At 49.4% G+C, this 14,724-nt stretch carries 12 protein-coding genes; 6 read left to right on the top strand and 6 right to left on the bottom strand.

Annotated elements, in window-relative coordinates; genetic code table 11:
- Window positions 1-40: 40 nt before the first annotated feature.
- The gene (locus tag QVE43_RS03160; RefSeq protein WP_288004243.1) at window positions 41-985 is read left to right on the top strand and encodes a hypothetical protein; all 945 of its coding nucleotides are present in this window, start codon (window positions 41-43) and stop codon (window positions 983-985) included.
- On the top strand, window positions 948-2,027 hold the full coding sequence (locus QVE43_RS03155) for a VWA domain-containing protein (RefSeq protein WP_288004242.1): 1,080 nt from the start codon (window positions 948-950) through the stop codon (window positions 2,025-2,027). The genes QVE43_RS03160 and QVE43_RS03155 overlap by 38 nt, the downstream gene beginning before the upstream one ends.
- Here the strand turns inward: QVE43_RS03155 and QVE43_RS03150 are convergent.
- Genes QVE43_RS03150 through QVE43_RS03140 form a run of 3 tightly spaced genes read right to left on the bottom strand, consistent with a single transcriptional unit; the run spans window position 2,024 to window position 4,175 of the window.
- On the bottom strand, window positions 2,024-3,124 hold the full coding sequence (locus QVE43_RS03150) for a hypothetical protein (protein ID WP_288004241.1): 1,101 nt from the start codon (window positions 3,122-3,124) through the stop codon (window positions 2,024-2,026). The genes QVE43_RS03155 and QVE43_RS03150 overlap by 4 nt on opposite strands.
- A 28-nt stretch (window positions 3,125-3,152) precedes the next feature.
- Window positions 3,153-3,398: a hypothetical protein gene (locus QVE43_RS03145; protein WP_288004240.1), complete on the bottom strand. Its 246-nt coding sequence runs from the start codon at window positions 3,396-3,398 to the stop codon at window positions 3,153-3,155.
- Between the two features lie 30 nt (window positions 3,399-3,428).
- Entirely contained in the window at window positions 3,429-4,175 is a 747-nt protein-coding gene (locus QVE43_RS03140) for a glycosyltransferase family 2 protein (protein WP_288004239.1), read from the bottom strand.
- Window positions 4,176-4,279: 104 nt separating this feature from the next.
- Between QVE43_RS03140 and QVE43_RS03135 the strand changes: the two genes are divergently transcribed.
- From QVE43_RS03135 to QVE43_RS03125, 3 genes are all read left to right on the top strand, one after another.
- Complete coding sequence (locus tag QVE43_RS03135) at window positions 4,280-5,353, top strand: glycosyltransferase (RefSeq protein WP_288004238.1); 1,074 nt, start codon at window positions 4,280-4,282, stop codon at window positions 5,351-5,353.
- Window positions 5,354-5,931: 578 nt separating this feature from the next.
- Window positions 5,932-7,323: an amidohydrolase family protein gene (locus QVE43_RS03130; protein WP_288004237.1), complete on the top strand. Its 1,392-nt coding sequence runs from the start codon at window positions 5,932-5,934 to the stop codon at window positions 7,321-7,323.
- Window positions 7,324-7,386: 63 nt separating this feature from the next.
- The gene (locus tag QVE43_RS03125) at window positions 7,387-8,586 is read left to right on the top strand and encodes a hybrid sensor histidine kinase/response regulator (RefSeq protein WP_038029133.1); all 1,200 of its coding nucleotides are present in this window, start codon (window positions 7,387-7,389) and stop codon (window positions 8,584-8,586) included.
- Here the strand turns inward: QVE43_RS03125 and QVE43_RS03120 are convergent.
- The 3 genes from QVE43_RS03120 to QVE43_RS03110 all read right to left on the bottom strand — a co-directional run bounded on the left by QVE43_RS03120 (window position 8,543) and on the right by QVE43_RS03110 (window position 14,184).
- The gene (locus QVE43_RS03120) at window positions 8,543-10,546 is read right to left on the bottom strand and encodes a sensor histidine kinase (protein WP_288004236.1); all 2,004 of its coding nucleotides are present in this window, start codon (window positions 10,544-10,546) and stop codon (window positions 8,543-8,545) included. The two genes, QVE43_RS03125 and QVE43_RS03120, sit on opposite strands and share 44 nt — an antisense overlap.
- On the bottom strand, window positions 10,543-12,960 hold the full coding sequence (locus tag QVE43_RS03115) for a caspase family protein (RefSeq protein WP_288004235.1): 2,418 nt from the start codon (window positions 12,958-12,960) through the stop codon (window positions 10,543-10,545). The genes QVE43_RS03120 and QVE43_RS03115 overlap by 4 nt, the downstream gene beginning before the upstream one ends.
- A gap of 78 nt (window positions 12,961-13,038) precedes the next feature.
- Window positions 13,039-14,184: a CaiB/BaiF CoA-transferase family protein gene (locus QVE43_RS03110; protein ID WP_288004234.1), complete on the bottom strand. Its 1,146-nt coding sequence runs from the start codon at window positions 14,182-14,184 to the stop codon at window positions 13,039-13,041.
- 349 nt (window positions 14,185-14,533) lie between these two features.
- Between QVE43_RS03110 and QVE43_RS03105 the strand changes: the two genes are divergently transcribed.
- Entirely contained in the window at window positions 14,534-14,689 is a 156-nt protein-coding gene (locus QVE43_RS03105; protein WP_288004233.1) for a hypothetical protein, read from the top strand.
- The last annotated feature ends 35 nt before the right edge of the window (window positions 14,690-14,724 follow it).

Here is a 14,724-nt window from a genome sequence, read left to right as displayed (position 1 = left end):
CACGGGCTTCATTACCTTGCTTCTGTGAAACAAAGATATAATGTGGCGAATAGCTCATATATTGACCGCTTTGAGCTTGTCTTTGTGCATGGTGCAGGCACAAAACAACAAGGTGTTGCTCAGCGCTTACGTAAGCAACGACTCATTAAGCATTGGCGAGCGACTGTTTTATTCGCTGGTTGTGCACCATCCGGACACCATGCAGCTGTTTTTTCCGCAGCGTGTGGGGCGCATTGCTGCCCCCTTGACACTTTTAAACATACACTATGCGCCTTCGATGGCAGCGGGGGAGCTTGTCAAAGACAGTGTGACCTATGAGCTGACCTTGCTTGAACGTCTTGATTCAGTGAAATTGCAATTTCCGGTTTATGGGCTGGCACTGCCCGACACTTTGCAATTTCTGCCCCCTGCTAAAATATTGTACTTCAAAAGTCTGCTTCCATCCAATGCACAAGCCGATACTTTGGAGCTAAAAATGGAAGTGCCTGTGCCGGCTTTGTCTGCCCGCCCATTGTACTTATGGTGGGCTGTGGGAGGGCTGCTTTCTTTGTGGCTGTTGTGGCGCTTATTGGTGCCTTTGCGGCGCTATGCTCTTAAATTATGGTTACTTTACCAATGGGACAGGCGCTGGCATGATTATGAAGTACGTGTTTTCGGGCAAGGGAAAGCCGCCATTCGCGCGCTTGATTTAACCGCCATGGAAGAGGCGCGCCGTCAGTGGATGGAGTTCATGGAGCTGCTGCGCGGGCAGGCGCTTAAAAGCCTGACATCGGCAGAACTGGCGGCACTCTGGCAAAACGAAGCCCTGAAGGAGGCGCTCAACTGCCTGGATAAGGCTATTTACGGCGGACACTTCGAGCCGGAACTGCCGCAAGCATGGATGACTTTACACCGCTTGGCAGCACAAGAATATGAGTTGATGATCGATAAACTGAAAAAAGATAAAGATGCTGTTAAGGCAGTCCGATTTACTTTATTCCGATGATTGGTGGAAGCTCTGGCGTTGGTTGACACCGCAGTTTATGCAGCAGGTAGAATGGAAGCACCTGTATGCATGGTGGTGGTGGCTTGCAGCAGTGGCATTGGTGTTGGCGGTGGTGGCTGCCATCGTGCGAAAAGAAAAGTATGTTTATCCGTTGCCCGGCTACAGCTATTGGAAGGAAGAGCACAAGCCCGCTGCTGCTTTATGGTTAATGCATAAATTGAGTGCTTTTTGCATCTTGCCGGCTGCTTTTTTCTTTTTGCTGGCATTGGCACGCCCGCAGAAGCAGCAAGTGCTCACAGAGCAGGCAACAGAAGGCATCAGCATTGTGCTGGCTTTGGATGTATCGGCTTCCATGCAGTTGAAAGACTTTACGCCCAACCGCCTGGCCGTTATGAAAGCGCTTGCCAAAGATTTTGTCCGTGGGCGCCACACCGATGCCATAGGTTTGGTGGTGTTTGCCGGCGACGCTTTTACCTTATCGCCTCTGACTACCGACTATGAACAGCTGGTGCAGCGTATCGATGAAATAAGCTTTGCTACCATTCGAAAGCGCGGGACCGCTTTGGGCACTGCCATTGCAGTAGGGGTGAACCGGCTTAAAGAGTCAAAGACCAAAAGCAGGGTGCTGCTTGTGCTGAGCGATGGCGACAATACGGCGGGGACATTGGAACCGGAAGCGGCTGCCCTGATTGCTAAAGAATTTGGGATAAAGATTTATAGCATCTTGATAGGCAAAGAAGGACAGGTACTCAAGGGTAAAGATGCCTTTGGACAGGCAGTGTATGTAAACAATACGGTAGAGCCGGCTGTGATGCAGTCCATAGCACGTATAACCGGGGGGCGGTATTATCGTGCCGAAGACCAACAGGCCCTACACCAAATATTCCGGGAAATTGACAAGCAAGAAAAAGCGCCTATCAAAGTAAAGCGAAAAAAAGTAGTGGTAGAATACTATGCTATTTATTTGCGATGGGCGTTGCTGTGTTGGCTGTTGTGGTATGCCTTGCGTTTGGGGGCATGGCGTTCTTGGTTGTCAGACTAAAAGCTGCCGTGGAAAAGAGCTTCACAAAAGTGTTGCGCTTGGTAGTCAAATACCCATTTAGGGAGCGTGTAAAGCTTGTCTTTGTGAGTCAGCAGCTCAGGGAGTTGCCGAAGTGTTTCCACTAAATTGTGTTCATCGTAGAAAAAGGCGGTATCCCGAAAGTCTTCAATATGCTTAAACATGTTGTGCATGAGTAGTGGCTTGCGGAAAGTCCATGCCATATTGAATGAACCGCTGATTTGGGTGCTTGCATATTGGCGGGCAGAAAGGGTGTGGGGGTGTATTAAAGGCAGAATAACATCGGAAGCTTGCAAGTAGGCATAGTATTCATCGGAAGGTAAATAGCGGTAAAACACCTGAAAGTGGTCCTCCAATGCAAAATTGGCCATTTCTTTCAGTTGTGAAAGGTTGCTGTTGGGGTGGGTGGCATTGCCCAAAAGCAAAAATCGTATGTGGGAAGGGAGCGCATGGCGGTTGAGTAAATGAATCAATGAATCATAGGAGCGGCGTTTGAGTTCTATGCTACCCGGAATGGCAATCCATAGTTCATGAGCAGGTTTTTGTACATGAGGCAACTGTTGTTGCAGGGAGGCAGGCAGGCAGGTGGCATAGTAACTACTTACCGGTACCGGGCAGTGCGGGCGCACGGTGTCTGCAATGTAATCTGTCAGCGCAAAGTAGCGCTTTATATTGCGGCTAATCATGCGTTGGGTGCCACTTTTTCGCAAGAACTTATCCCCATTATGCAACAGTCCATATTGCCGGACACCGGTGCTTGATAAAAAATAGCTAAAGTTACGACACAGCGAGCCGTGCGCCGTGTTGAAGTACACGTATTGAATGCCCTGGTTTTTAATATATTGCTTCAATGCCTGAAACATGTGTAGGTTAGGCAGCAGCTTTTCGCCCTGTGTGTGGCAGGGGAACACGTCGCTGACTTCAGGCATCTGCTCAAAAACAGCACACCTTTCGTGGTGTATTGCCAGGTGAAGCTTGCAGCCGGGATATTGATGTTTCAAATAAGCGACGGCGGCATGCAGGCATTCAGTGTGCGAAGGCGTAAACTCAATAAACAGGATAGACGATGAAGAAGACATTTTTGGCTGCTAAAATAGCGAAAAAGCTTCAATCCTCTATCACATGAAATGCCCGCAGGTAATCCAGCCGCAGATGCTTATGATTATCAAGGACTACATATTCTGCCCCCTCTTTTACATACCAGTCGGTGAGCAAAGTATTGCAACTAATTGTTTTACCTGTATCAGGATCGTCATAAGTCAAGTGCACTCTCTGCCTTTTGACAATGCTACTCTCTATGTGGTCGTGCAGATGACAGGCTATGGGCTTATAGGTATGTGCTTTGTCTTTCATGCTTTTCTCGGTTTTGAACAAAAACAATGCTCACTGCTTTTTAGTGCTTATTTCATAAGCTTTTAAATACTTTACTGCATTGTAGTAGGCTGCCATGAGAGACCAAACGACACCTACTGAGCCATTCAGCCAGCATCCTTTCAATAAAAACTGTTGTATGAAAGCAACACCAAAGCGGAGGAGGGCATAGGCAGGCGGTTTTACTTTCCCTTTCTCTACAATCCCCTGTGCCATCAGGGTCGTATAGCGGTTGAACTTGGTAAAGTAGTCTTCCAGGTTGCGGTAACTTTCATGCCATAGTATTCCCCGCAAATAACCTGTACTTCCGCTTACTTCCACATATTCGTGAACGGCTTTGTTTACAAAATTGCCGTGCCGTTTGTCAAACAAGCGCAAGATAGGCTTGCGTCTTTCTGAGCGTATCTCTTTGCCCATAAACACCAGGCTGCGTGGCAGGTAGTAGCCATGGTGGCGTGGTGTAACCAACTCTTTTTGTATCTCTGCCTGCAAAGTAGCAGACAGATACTCATCGGCATCGAGCGAAAGTATCCATGAGTGCGTAGCTTGAGCAACAGCGAAGCGCTTTTGTTCGCCGAAATTGGTGAACGGACGATGTATTACCTTGGCGCCCATTTTCCGGCAAATATCCACCGTTCCGTCGGTGCTGCCTGAATCAACCACTACTATTTCGTCGCACCATTGAATGCTCTGCAAACAGCGCTCAATTACATCGGCTTCGTTGTAGGTAATCACTACTGCGCTGACAGCCTGCTTCATCTTTTTGGCTCAAAAATACATAAGTCTTGGCAGATAATTGCTAATTTGCCGGTGAAACGATCATTGGGTGAGCCCGCCCGCGGGCGGGTAGAAACTGCATGCTCATGAAAAATATTGTACTGGTCAATACCGAAGAAAATTGGGGCGGTGGTGAGCATTGGTTTTATGAAGTGGCGGTAGCTTTGCAAAAAGACCCGCGTATAGCTGTTTGGGTAATGACGCATCCGGAAGGCCGCTTAAGCGCCCGGCTAAGAGAGGCCAATGTGGGAACGGTGCCATGCAGTGTATCCTTGGCTGATTTGCTGAACCCTTCCAAGCAGAAAAAGTGGCGCACTTTTTTTGAGTCGCACCATATAGAGTGCATACTGTTCAACACACCAACCGAAGCCAAAGTGCTGGGGGCAGCGGCATATAAAGCGGGGGTGAGGCGGCGTATCTTACGGCGTGGAAGTGCCCTGCCTGTGCGGGACTCTTTGCCCAACAAATGGTTGTTGAAGAAATATATCACGCACTTGCTCACCAACTCTTATTGGACGGCCCGTTTGCTTCAAGAGGAAAGCAGCTGTGTGGCCGGCTTGCCCGTAAAGGTGATTCATAACGGAGTGCCCAAAGCCCGGCTGTGGCAGAGCCCCACCTACCGTGAACAACCACCTTTAAAAATAGGAAGTGTAGGCCGCTTGTCACCGGAGAAAGGGCACAAAGACCTCTTGGAGCTTGCAGAATATTTGATACAGGACGGTATGGAGGTTGAAGTGCATATTGCAGGCGATGGGGCGGAACGTCCTGAGCTTGAGCGTCTCATCCGGCAGAAACACCTTCAGCAAAAGGTTTTTTTGCATGGCTTTGTGACCCAACCGGTGCTCTTTATGCAAGAAATAGATGTGCTTGTGCATACGGCGCGTTGGGAAGGGTTTGGTTTTGTATTGGTGGAAGCCATGGCGCAGGGGCGTCCGGTAATTGCTTATGATGCGGGCAGTACCGGCGAGATAGTGGAGCACGGAAAAACCGGTTTCATAGTACCTATGGGCGAGGTAGAACAGCTTGCAGAGGCTGTGCGTATGCTCCGGAGCCCGGCCCGCCGTCATATGATGGGGATAGCTGCCATAGAACGGGTGCGGCAGTGCTTTCTTTGGGAGAACAAGTTAGAAGAAATATTGCATTACTTGCTGTTTGAATGACCGCTGCACCGCGGGCACACGCCCTGCACCAGCAGGTAAACTGACTTCTCCTGCCGCTGGATAGCCCTCGGGCAGGGAAATATTGGGCACATGTACAAGCGGTCGAAGCACTCGGTGTGCTCGCAGCGCGATGCATTTGAAATGCACGTGATGGTGGTGATGAGGCATCGCGGGTTCGCAGCTGCTGGCACAGCGCATAGCGCGGAATGCCGCTGTCGTCCGGTATCTTATGCACAATACCCTCCTCGGTAAAGGTTTTGAGCGTACGGTAAAGGGTAACCCGGTCGAAAGAAGGCAAAGCTTCTTCCAAGTCGTGCTGCGACAGAGCAAAGTCACTGGACAAAAAACACAAGAGCACCTGCTCGCGCGCTGCCGTGCGCCGTAATCGTCGCGATGCCAATATTTGCCGTACTGTTTTCATCAGAACAAAAATACAAAATATTTTACGTTTTTAACTCCCTGAAAAGCTGTGTCTTTGCTTGCACTATGCCGTTTTGCCTGCCTGCTCTTCTTGTGGATTCAGCAAAAAAGTATATTTTTATTATCGATATACCTGATTTTTTGAAAACACTGTTTCCATGAATCGACGAGAGGCGCTTCGATTGATTACAGCGGGCACGGCTTCTATGCTCTTACCTTCTTTTGTGAGGGTGCGCTCCCGCGCTTTGAAAATAGGCATCGTGGGGGGCAAGGTATTTTATAACGGGAGCTTTAAAAATCTTTTTGTAGGGATAGACCAAAACAACCGCTTGGTCGTATCGGACGTAGCCCTGCCTTCCGAAGCACTCTACGAAGTGCATGGTAAGGTGGTAAGTGCCGGTTTTATTGACATACTGGGCGACAACTCTTCCAATCCGGAGCGTACGTATCATATTTTTGAGAAATATAAAGTAACCGACGGCTTAACCACCGTCTTGCAAATGCATGGGGGTAGTGGTGACCCCGCCGCTTTTTATGATTATTTTGGCCGGAAGCCCCACTATGTGAATTATGGCGTATCGACCAAAGTCATGAGTATACGCTACAAATATTCTACGGTGGCGGCGCGTTTAAAAGCAGTAGAACGGGCTTTGGAGGCCGGGGCTTTGGGGGTATCGCACAGCTTGGAGTATCAGCCCACCCCTTACGATGAAGTGCTGGCGTATGCCCGTTTGGCACATCGTTATGAGCGCCCTTTTGTATTGCATTTGCGCTACTCTTCGCCTGAAAAAGAGCTGGAGGGCGTAAAGGAAGCCATTCGATTGGCTGCCGATGCCGGCGTACACCTGCATATTGCCCACCTGCACTCAACAGGGGGCACTTACCATATGGCAGAGGCTTTGGAGCTGATTGCGCAAGCGCGCGCCCGGGGGCTGCGTATTACTACTTGTGTGTATCCTTATAGTTATTGGGCTACTTATTTGCACTCTAAGCGTTTTGACCCCGGTTGGCGCTCTTATTATGGTCTGGACTACAGCGACCTGGTGGTGGTAGGAACAGGTGAGCGGCTGACGCCTGCCCGCTTTGAACAGCTGCGGCGGACCCCCGGCGTATTGGTGGCTGTGCCCGAAGGAACCATGCCGCTGCATAAAACAGTGGACTTGGCCCTGCAAACCGACTTTTGTATGATAGGTTCTGATGGGGGAATAGAAAGGGAACCACGGGCCAACTCGCACCCAAGAGGTGCCGGCTGTTTTGCTACCGCCATACGCCATGCTTTGAGCATAGGTTTGCCTTTGGAAAAAATACTAACGAAAATGACCACTTTGCCGGCTTCGTTGGCGCCTTCGCTTTTGCAGCCGCGTGCCGCCATAGAAAATGGACGAATAGCTGATATTACCGTTTTTGACCCTGAAACCATAGAAGGAATGGCCACTGTGTCGAACCCCAACCGCTTTTCTAAGGGGATTGAACTGGTGGTAGTCAATGGGGAAGTAGCCTACGAAGGAGGCCTGTTGCGCAAGCAAAACGGGCAGGCTATACGCTACTGACCAAGAATATTGACTTTTATACTTATAACTTCGTATATTACAGCACCGTAAGCTCTTGTTGCAATGCATGACCACCACACCATATTATATGTAGATGACGAACGCTATAATTTAAAAGCATTTTATCATGCTTTCAAGCCATCTTACCATATTGTAACGGCTCAAAGCGGAGAAGAAGCATTGAAGGTGCTTGCCACTCAGCCGGTAGCGGTGCTTATTACCGACCGCCGCATGCCGGATATGGATGGCATCGAGCTGCTCAAACGGGTGGCAGAGAACTACCCGCAGGTCGTTACCATGATGCTGACAGCTTACGGGGACAAAGAAGCCTTGATGCAGGCTATCAATGAAGGGCATGTGTATGCCTTCGTTACCAAACCATGGAATGAGGTCGATTTGCGCCTTAAAATAGATAAAGCCCTTGAACATTTTCGCCTGTTGCGCAAAAACGAACAGCTGGTTCGTGAGTTGCAAGAGGCCAATGCCCAACTGGAAGAACGGATAGAGGCACGCACGCGGGAGCTGTCGCAGCGCAACCGCGAATTGGAGCGCCTGACTGCCTTGCAAAACCGCTTGTTTTCCATTATTTCGCATGATTTGCGTGCGCCTTTGCATACGCTTTCCAACTTCTTGCAAATATTCATCAATTACGGTGAAAAAGGGTTTACCGTAGAAGAGTTGGTGCATACGGCGCAGGATATCCACACCCATCTGCAAAACATACAGCAACTGCTCAATAACTTAATTCAATGGGCCAAGTTGCAACTACAAGAAGTCGACTACTCTTTGAACCCCGTGGACTTGCAAGATTTGTTTGATGAAAATGGCGCTTTGGTGCGTCAAACGGCCATAGAGAAACAGATAGATTTGCAAGTACAACCGGCAGGGGGAATCAAGGTAATAGCCAACCGGGAGATGCTCAACTTTGTATTGCGCAACCTGTTGTACAATGCCCTGAAATTTACGCCGGAAGGAGGCAAGGTGGCTTTGACTGCTCTTTATCAAGGGAACGGCCACTGCCATATATTGGTGGAAGATTCGGGTGTGGGCATGCCTTCCTGGATGATTACACAAATCATGGAGGGTAAAAGCATAAGCCGCCCCGGTACGAAGGGCGAACGCGGCACAGGCTTGGGCTTGGCCTTGTGCCATGAGTTTGTAAAGCGAATGAACGGAAAAATGGACATAGAAAGCGAAGAAGGCGAGGGGACCCGTGTTTCTATTCGTCTTCCTTTGTATGCCGGACCGGAAGCTGAATCGTGAAAACAGTGCCCTTGCCTTCTGCACTCTCCACCGTGATATTGCCTTGATGCTGTTGAATGATACCATACACGATAAACAGCCCCAAGCCGGTTCCTTCGCCGGTTTTTTTAGTGGTATAAAAAGGCTCGAAAATATGACGGCGTACATGCTCGGGGATGCCGGTTCCGGTGTCTTCCACCGTAATCATAACTTCATTTTCTTTCATATGCCAAGTGCGAATACGCAACTTGCCTCCGTGCGGCATGGCATGAATGGCGTTGGTACATAAGTTAATGATAACTTGCTGCAGGCGGGCAGGAAATGCTTCGATAGCAGGCAGTTGTTCATTCCTTTTCCAATCCAGTTGAATATTGCGGGTGCTCATCTCTGAGCGCAGGAAGCGCAAACTTTGTTCTATCAATTCATTGAGGTCGCAGTTTTGCATGCTGTCTTCCGTACGGGCAAAACTCAGTAAATCTGAAATAATGCTGTTGACCCGGCGTGCCCCTTCCTCTATGGCTTCGGCTAAGTCCTTGATGTCGTGCAGGATTGCATCCCCTTCTGCTTTTTTTACCAAGGTGCGCAACTCCTCTATGTTTTTTTCGTTGGGTTTTTCTACTACCTGTATGACACTCTGCATAATGGTTTGTAAATAACTTACATAACGCCGGAAAGGGGCTGCGCTTCCCAAAATAAAGTTAATCGGGTTCTTAAGCTCATGGGCAATGCCTGCAGTAAGTAAGCCAAGCGAAGCCATCTTTTCTTTTTCGGCCAGTTGTAACTGCATACGCTGCATTTGTTGTTGGGCTGCTTTTTGCTCCCTGATGTCCCGGAAGATACCGGCCAAGCAGATGGTATGCTCCTTGCTTTTGTCTTGAACCAGAAAAAGCAGGGCATCGCAGATAACCGGCACCCCGGTGCCGTATTCCATGAGGGTAAGCTCACCGCGCCAGTATTTTTGTTTGTATAGTACCGGAAATACCTCCTCAAATATTTCCCGGCTATTGGCTTCGAGCAGCTGCCGTATGTTGATTGCTTCGCCGGCTTTTAGCTGTAGTAGTTCTTGTCCGGCAGGGTTGGTATAAATCACTGCGCCTTCTATATCGGATAGAATGATGCAGTCGGCGCTGTAGGTAACGGTTTGAACAAACTTTAACTCCTCCTGTTGTGCTTTGCTGAGCTTTTCTTTTATTTCCTCCAGCTCAATGATTTTTCGCTGATAATCTTTCAGCAAGCTTTGCAATTCTTCTTGTTTTTCAATAAGGGCTTTGGTGCGTTGGTGAATGATGTTTTCAAGGTTTTGCTGGTGCAAGGTGATTTTCTCTCTCTCTTTCCGCAGTATTTCTTCCCTCTTGCGCAGCAGCTCTTTTTGTGCTTCACTTTGCTTGGTGAGCTTGTCAAGTATATGGCTGTTGCGGCGCAGCTGCCAGTCCGATACCCATACGACAAACAAATTGATAAGTGCAAGACTTACAAGGGTGTTGAGACGCATGGTATCAATAGCATTTTCCGGCAGGGGAAATTGCACTGTGAAGGGAACGCTGTACAGGTAGGTAATACATGCAAAAGGCATGGACAAAGCAAGTAGGCGTAGCCCCAACTCTTCTTTGGTAAAGAGAAGAACCGCTACAACAATGGCGGTGGTGTAATAGTATTGGAAAAGGGTATCAGTACCAAACAGGTAAACGAAGAGCAATATATTCAAATTGATGAACACAACGAATACAAAACGGGCAAGACGATGCATCTGCCAGTAGTTGAGCAGTGGGAAAGCCCAATACATGATGAAAGTGGCAAAAAAGTAGTTGTATATTTCCGGCGTGTCGAGCAATGTGGTAAAGAAAATGGCATTCATCAAGTTCATTGCCATAAGAAACAGCACTCCCAAGTTGAGCAGCTCCACACGCTGCGCCAGATCAAAGTTGAGCTGTGTGGTAATGCCTAATTTTCGGTATTTGCTAAACCATGCTTTCCACATCATTTATTGCTTTGTAGGGGAATGATAAATAAAAAGTCGCTACCCGGTTCATTGTCACCAAACTCACCTAAGCGCGGCTGCGGACTGATGACCTCCAAATAGGTCATCAATTCGGCTATGGTCAATATGCGGTCCTCGCCGCCCATGCTGCGTAGAGCTTCCAAAAAGCGCCGTACAAAAGGAGAGTGCTTGCCGGGCATTCCGTCAGAGACATACTCCTTGCCGCCGGAGGTGATGTATTTGCGTGTTACGACCGATAGTTTTTGACTGATAAAGTTTTCTCTTTCTTCCACACCGGGCTCATGCGTGCCTCTTTTTTGGGTAGTTTTGGCAATGGCCGGGTCAAAGGTGCCACCAAAGCAAACATCCATCATCAAGAGTATATGCCGGCAAGGAATGTTATTGATATAGGTGCGCAGGCTTGAATAAGACAAATAACTGGACTTGGTTTCGTCGTCGGCGCGTGAGTCGGCAGTAACCAAATAACCTTCTCCAAAAAGCTCATCGTATTGCCCGTGTCCTGCAAAAAAGATGAACAGCTCATCTTCTGCCTGATATTTTTTCAACAGATACTCTTTGATTTTGAGTAATACCTGCTCTTTACTTGGGTTAATCACCAAATCGGTTTCGAAGCCATAAAGGGTATGCAGAGTGCGGGCGATGGTTTGGGCATCGGCAACAGGGTTGACCAAGTCGCTCCAATGCTCATATTGGTTGGTGGCAAAGATAAGTGCATATTGACGTCGCTTGGGAACGGCCGGCGCTGCTTGGCTTAGCAAGGGGGCAGCATCCAGAATAAAAGTTTGGGTTTGGCAGTTGTCATGAATATCACACACTTCGATATGCAGGGTGTCATGCGCTGCGCGCATGCTATGCGTATAACGAAACTCATCTCTTTCGTTCAGCACCAAAGGAATGCCATTGATATGGAGTTTCTTGACGCCGCTTTCATCCGCAATACGCCCTATGATGGTGAAAGTGGAAGCACTCACAGGAAGGCGCCCTTGGAAGCCGGCTTGCGGTGATACCAGCTCCACGACCGGCGGGCTGTCGTCCAAGCCCAGTGCGTCGAGGGTTTGCTTCAATTGGCGTGCTTCCTCGCCGGGGTGATGTTCTTTCCGGGCTAAATCAATGGCTTTCATGCAAATGGAATAGGCACGAAGCGGATGCCCCGCCTTGTAAAGCATTTGTGCCCACAGCAGGTTATGGGCATAGGTGTCTTGCTGCTCGGCTGCCATTTGTGCCCATTGCAGCCCTTGCGGACTCCAAGCTTCTGTGGGCAGAAAGTCGAAGCAAGCTTTGGCAAGATAATAGTAGTCGCTGCCTGTACGGCATAGCTGTAGGTAGTATGCCTGCAACATCTGTGCTTGGGCAGTAGCTTGCTTTTTCCGCTGCACTACGTATTGCAAAGCCAAAACCGGCAAATGGTCGCGTGATAATGCAAGAGCCGCCTGCAGCAGACTGTCGGCACGTTCCACCTGATGAGTAGAGAGATAATACTCTGCCAGTCCGGCATAGGCACTCAGCTGATGGGGCGACTCGGCGAGCAGTTGCCGGTAAGCGTTTTCCACAGACCGGTTTTGTTGCATCTTGCGGGCGATGGCGGCACGCAGCAGAAGCCCTTCCGTGAAAGAGGGGGTGTGTTGCAGGCAGTATTCGACCTGCTGAAGGGCTGCCCCATATTTGCCGCTTTGATAGTAACAAAGCGCTTGTTGGTAAAAGGGCAGGGGCGAAGAAGGGCGTAAGGCTGCTGCCAAGCGGAAGTCTTCCAGTGCCTGGTAGTACCGCCCCAAAGAGCGGTAAGCAATGCCCCTTTCTATCAAGTCATGGAAGAAAAGCGTTTCGCTTTGCTCGATACAATGATTATAGAGCGCTATGGCACGCTCATAGCTGCCTTCTTGCAAGGCAATGCGGGCATGGATGCGCCGGACCCACAATGAAAGGCTATCGATGGCGGCAGCTTCGCGTAGTTGTTGGTAAGCCCTTTCCCGTTCGCCGCTCATATAAAGCGCATAAGCCCGGCGGGCTATCCGGTCAGTACGGCGGGGCGAAAGAATAAGGGCTTGTTCATAGCTGCGTGCTGCTTGTTGCCATTGCCTGGCAGCCAGTTGTATGTCGCCCAGAAGTGCATGGTAGCGGGCTTCTTGTGGCGCTAAACGCAGGGCTTCGGTGATGTCTTGTTGTGCGGCTTGCAACAGGTGCATGTCCAAGTATGTGCGCGCGCGCCAGGCATAAAGCGAGTCGTGTGGTGCTTGCTTAAGCAGCTGATTCCAGCAGTGAAGCGCCTGCGGATACTGCCCCCGTTGGTAAAAGGCTATGCCTTGCTCGGCAGAAACCTGTGCAAAGAGTCCGGATTGGATGCCCACTAACAGATGAATGAAGCAAAAAAAGAGAATTAAATGCTTTTTTGGAGCCATGGAACAAGTCTATTATAAGCAAAAAATACAAAACTTATTGGAAAATTGGCCGGTATTTGGCAAAGAAATATAGCAAAATTACTGCGCATCCGGCTTGGTGCCGGTGCGGGGCGGCTCTTGATAAGGCGGCGGTGGTGAAGGGTGGTGCCAGGCATAGCCCTCTATTTGAGCCACCAATTGTCGCAATCCCTTGAAGGGTGTGTGGGGGTGTTGTAAAATGAGTTTTTGCGCTTGTGGTGTTTGAAAGACCTCATCCATACGGTTGACTGCCCCGGCGGGTATTTTGTGCGCCCGGAGTGCCTGCAACAGCTCGTCTTTGTTCCATTGCAAGATAGCTTGGCGCAGGAGCGGCAGCAGCTCGTTGCGGTGGTGTACGCGCGCCGCATTGTCGCGAAAGCGCCGGTCCTCTGCCACGGTGCTCATGCCCAATACCTGACAAAGCGCCCGGAACTGTTTGTCTGTACCTACAGCCAACACAATTTTTTTGTTGTCGGCAGTGGGGAATACCGTGCCATAGGGAACAATGTTCGGGTGCTCGGAGCCTAAGCGACGGGGAACGGTACCTGTGTTGAGATAGTTGGTAGCTTGGTTGGCCAGTGAGGCAACGGCCGCTTCAAACAAGGACACATGCACATAAGCGCCCTTTCGCAAGCGCTCGCGCTGCCATAAGGCAATCAGCAGTCCCTCTTTCAGTTGGTGGGCAGCCAGCACATCTATTAGGGCAACAGGCATTTTGACGGGCCCGCCGCTACTTTCGCCATTCAGATAGGTAAAGCCTGCTTCGGCTTGTATGATGGCATCGTATCCTACGCGCTCATCCTCCTTGCCATAACCTGTAATGTGCCCATATATGAGCAGTGGATTGAGTGTACGGAGTGTTTCGTAGTCCACGCCCAGTTTTTGAGCGTCGCCGGCTTTATAGCTTGCCAGTACAATGTCGGCATCTTGAACGTAGCTGTAAAGCAGCTGCTTGTCTTCTTCCTTCTGTAAGTCGAGCACGATGGATTGCTTGCCGAAATTGGCACAACAAAAATAGGCGGAAATACGCGCCGGGTTGGGCGTCTCGCTGCGGCTAAGCCAACTGCGGGTAACATCGCCACCGGTGCGGGCATTTTCCACCTTGATGACCTGCGCGCCCAGTTCCGCAAAAAACTGACCTACCGAAGGACCCGCCAGCACATTGGCAAGCTCTATGACCTTTAAGCCTCGAAATATGTCTTGCATGACCATTCTTTTATCACAAAAATACATGCCAATAGAGAATAAGTACGATATTTGCTACTCCTTTCAAAAAAATGTATCTTAACCGGTGCATCTCAAATTCGTATATTACTTTGGTTAGTGAAAAAATATTGGTTTAGTTAAAACTGTCAGCCCATGAAACGCTTTCTCTTCATATGCTTGTTGTTAGGTGGCATGAGCCTTTTGTTGACAACGGCGCTTTCGTCTTGTGCACCGAAGCGGCCACCTTATGGCTACGATAGCCAACGTTGGGTGCCACGTGAGCACAAACAAATGAACTTCCGCACTTTTACGGGATATCCACGGGATAGAGGAAAAAGAAAATAAGCCTATGAAACGATGGAGCCGATGGCTTGCGCTGTTGCTACTGTTGAGCATGGGGGCAGTGAGCGTGAGCAGTTGCCAATCTCAACGACGCACCAAGTATAAGCGTCATGGAAAAATCCCCAAAAACGGAAAGATTCCTTGTCCGATCAAAGACTGTTAGGAAAAGAGGGTTTCCATTCTTTGGGAAAGCTCGTA

The organism is Thermonema sp. (genome assembly GCF_026003375.1).
Classification (GTDB): domain Bacteria; phylum Bacteroidota; class Bacteroidia; order Cytophagales; family Thermonemataceae; genus Thermonema; species Thermonema rossianum.
Note: the sequence above shows the minus strand (reverse complement) of the source record. Positions and strands in the feature narration are given on the sequence as shown.

Bases quoted from the DNA above. Each gene is read 5' to 3' on its own strand.
- QVE43_RS03160 (WP_288004243.1), top strand. From the start codon at position 41: ATGTGGCGAATAGCTCATATATTGACCGCTTTGAGCTTGTCTTTGTGC.
- QVE43_RS03155 (WP_288004242.1), top strand. From the start codon at position 948: ATGCTGTTAAGGCAGTCCGATTTACTTTATTCCGATGATTGGTGGAAG.
- QVE43_RS03150 (WP_288004241.1), bottom strand. From the start codon at position 3,124: ATGTCTTCTTCATCGTCTATCCTGTTTATTGAGTTTACGCCTTCGCAC.
- QVE43_RS03145 (WP_288004240.1), bottom strand. From the start codon at position 3,398: ATGAAAGACAAAGCACATACCTATAAGCCCATAGCCTGTCATCTGCAC.
- QVE43_RS03140 (WP_288004239.1), bottom strand. From the start codon at position 4,175: ATGAAGCAGGCTGTCAGCGCAGTAGTGATTACCTACAACGAAGCCGAT.
- QVE43_RS03135 (WP_288004238.1), top strand. From the start codon at position 4,280: ATGAAAAATATTGTACTGGTCAATACCGAAGAAAATTGGGGCGGTGGT.
- QVE43_RS03130 (WP_288004237.1), top strand. From the start codon at position 5,932: ATGAATCGACGAGAGGCGCTTCGATTGATTACAGCGGGCACGGCTTCT.
- QVE43_RS03125 (WP_038029133.1), top strand. From the start codon at position 7,387: ATGCATGACCACCACACCATATTATATGTAGATGACGAACGCTATAAT.
- QVE43_RS03120 (WP_288004236.1), bottom strand. From the start codon at position 10,546: ATGATGTGGAAAGCATGGTTTAGCAAATACCGAAAATTAGGCATTACC.
- QVE43_RS03115 (WP_288004235.1), bottom strand. From the start codon at position 12,960: ATGGCTCCAAAAAAGCATTTAATTCTCTTTTTTTGCTTCATTCATCTG.
- QVE43_RS03110 (WP_288004234.1), bottom strand. From the start codon at position 14,184: ATGCAAGACATATTTCGAGGCTTAAAGGTCATAGAGCTTGCCAATGTG.
- QVE43_RS03105 (WP_288004233.1), top strand. From the start codon at position 14,534: ATGAAACGATGGAGCCGATGGCTTGCGCTGTTGCTACTGTTGAGCATG.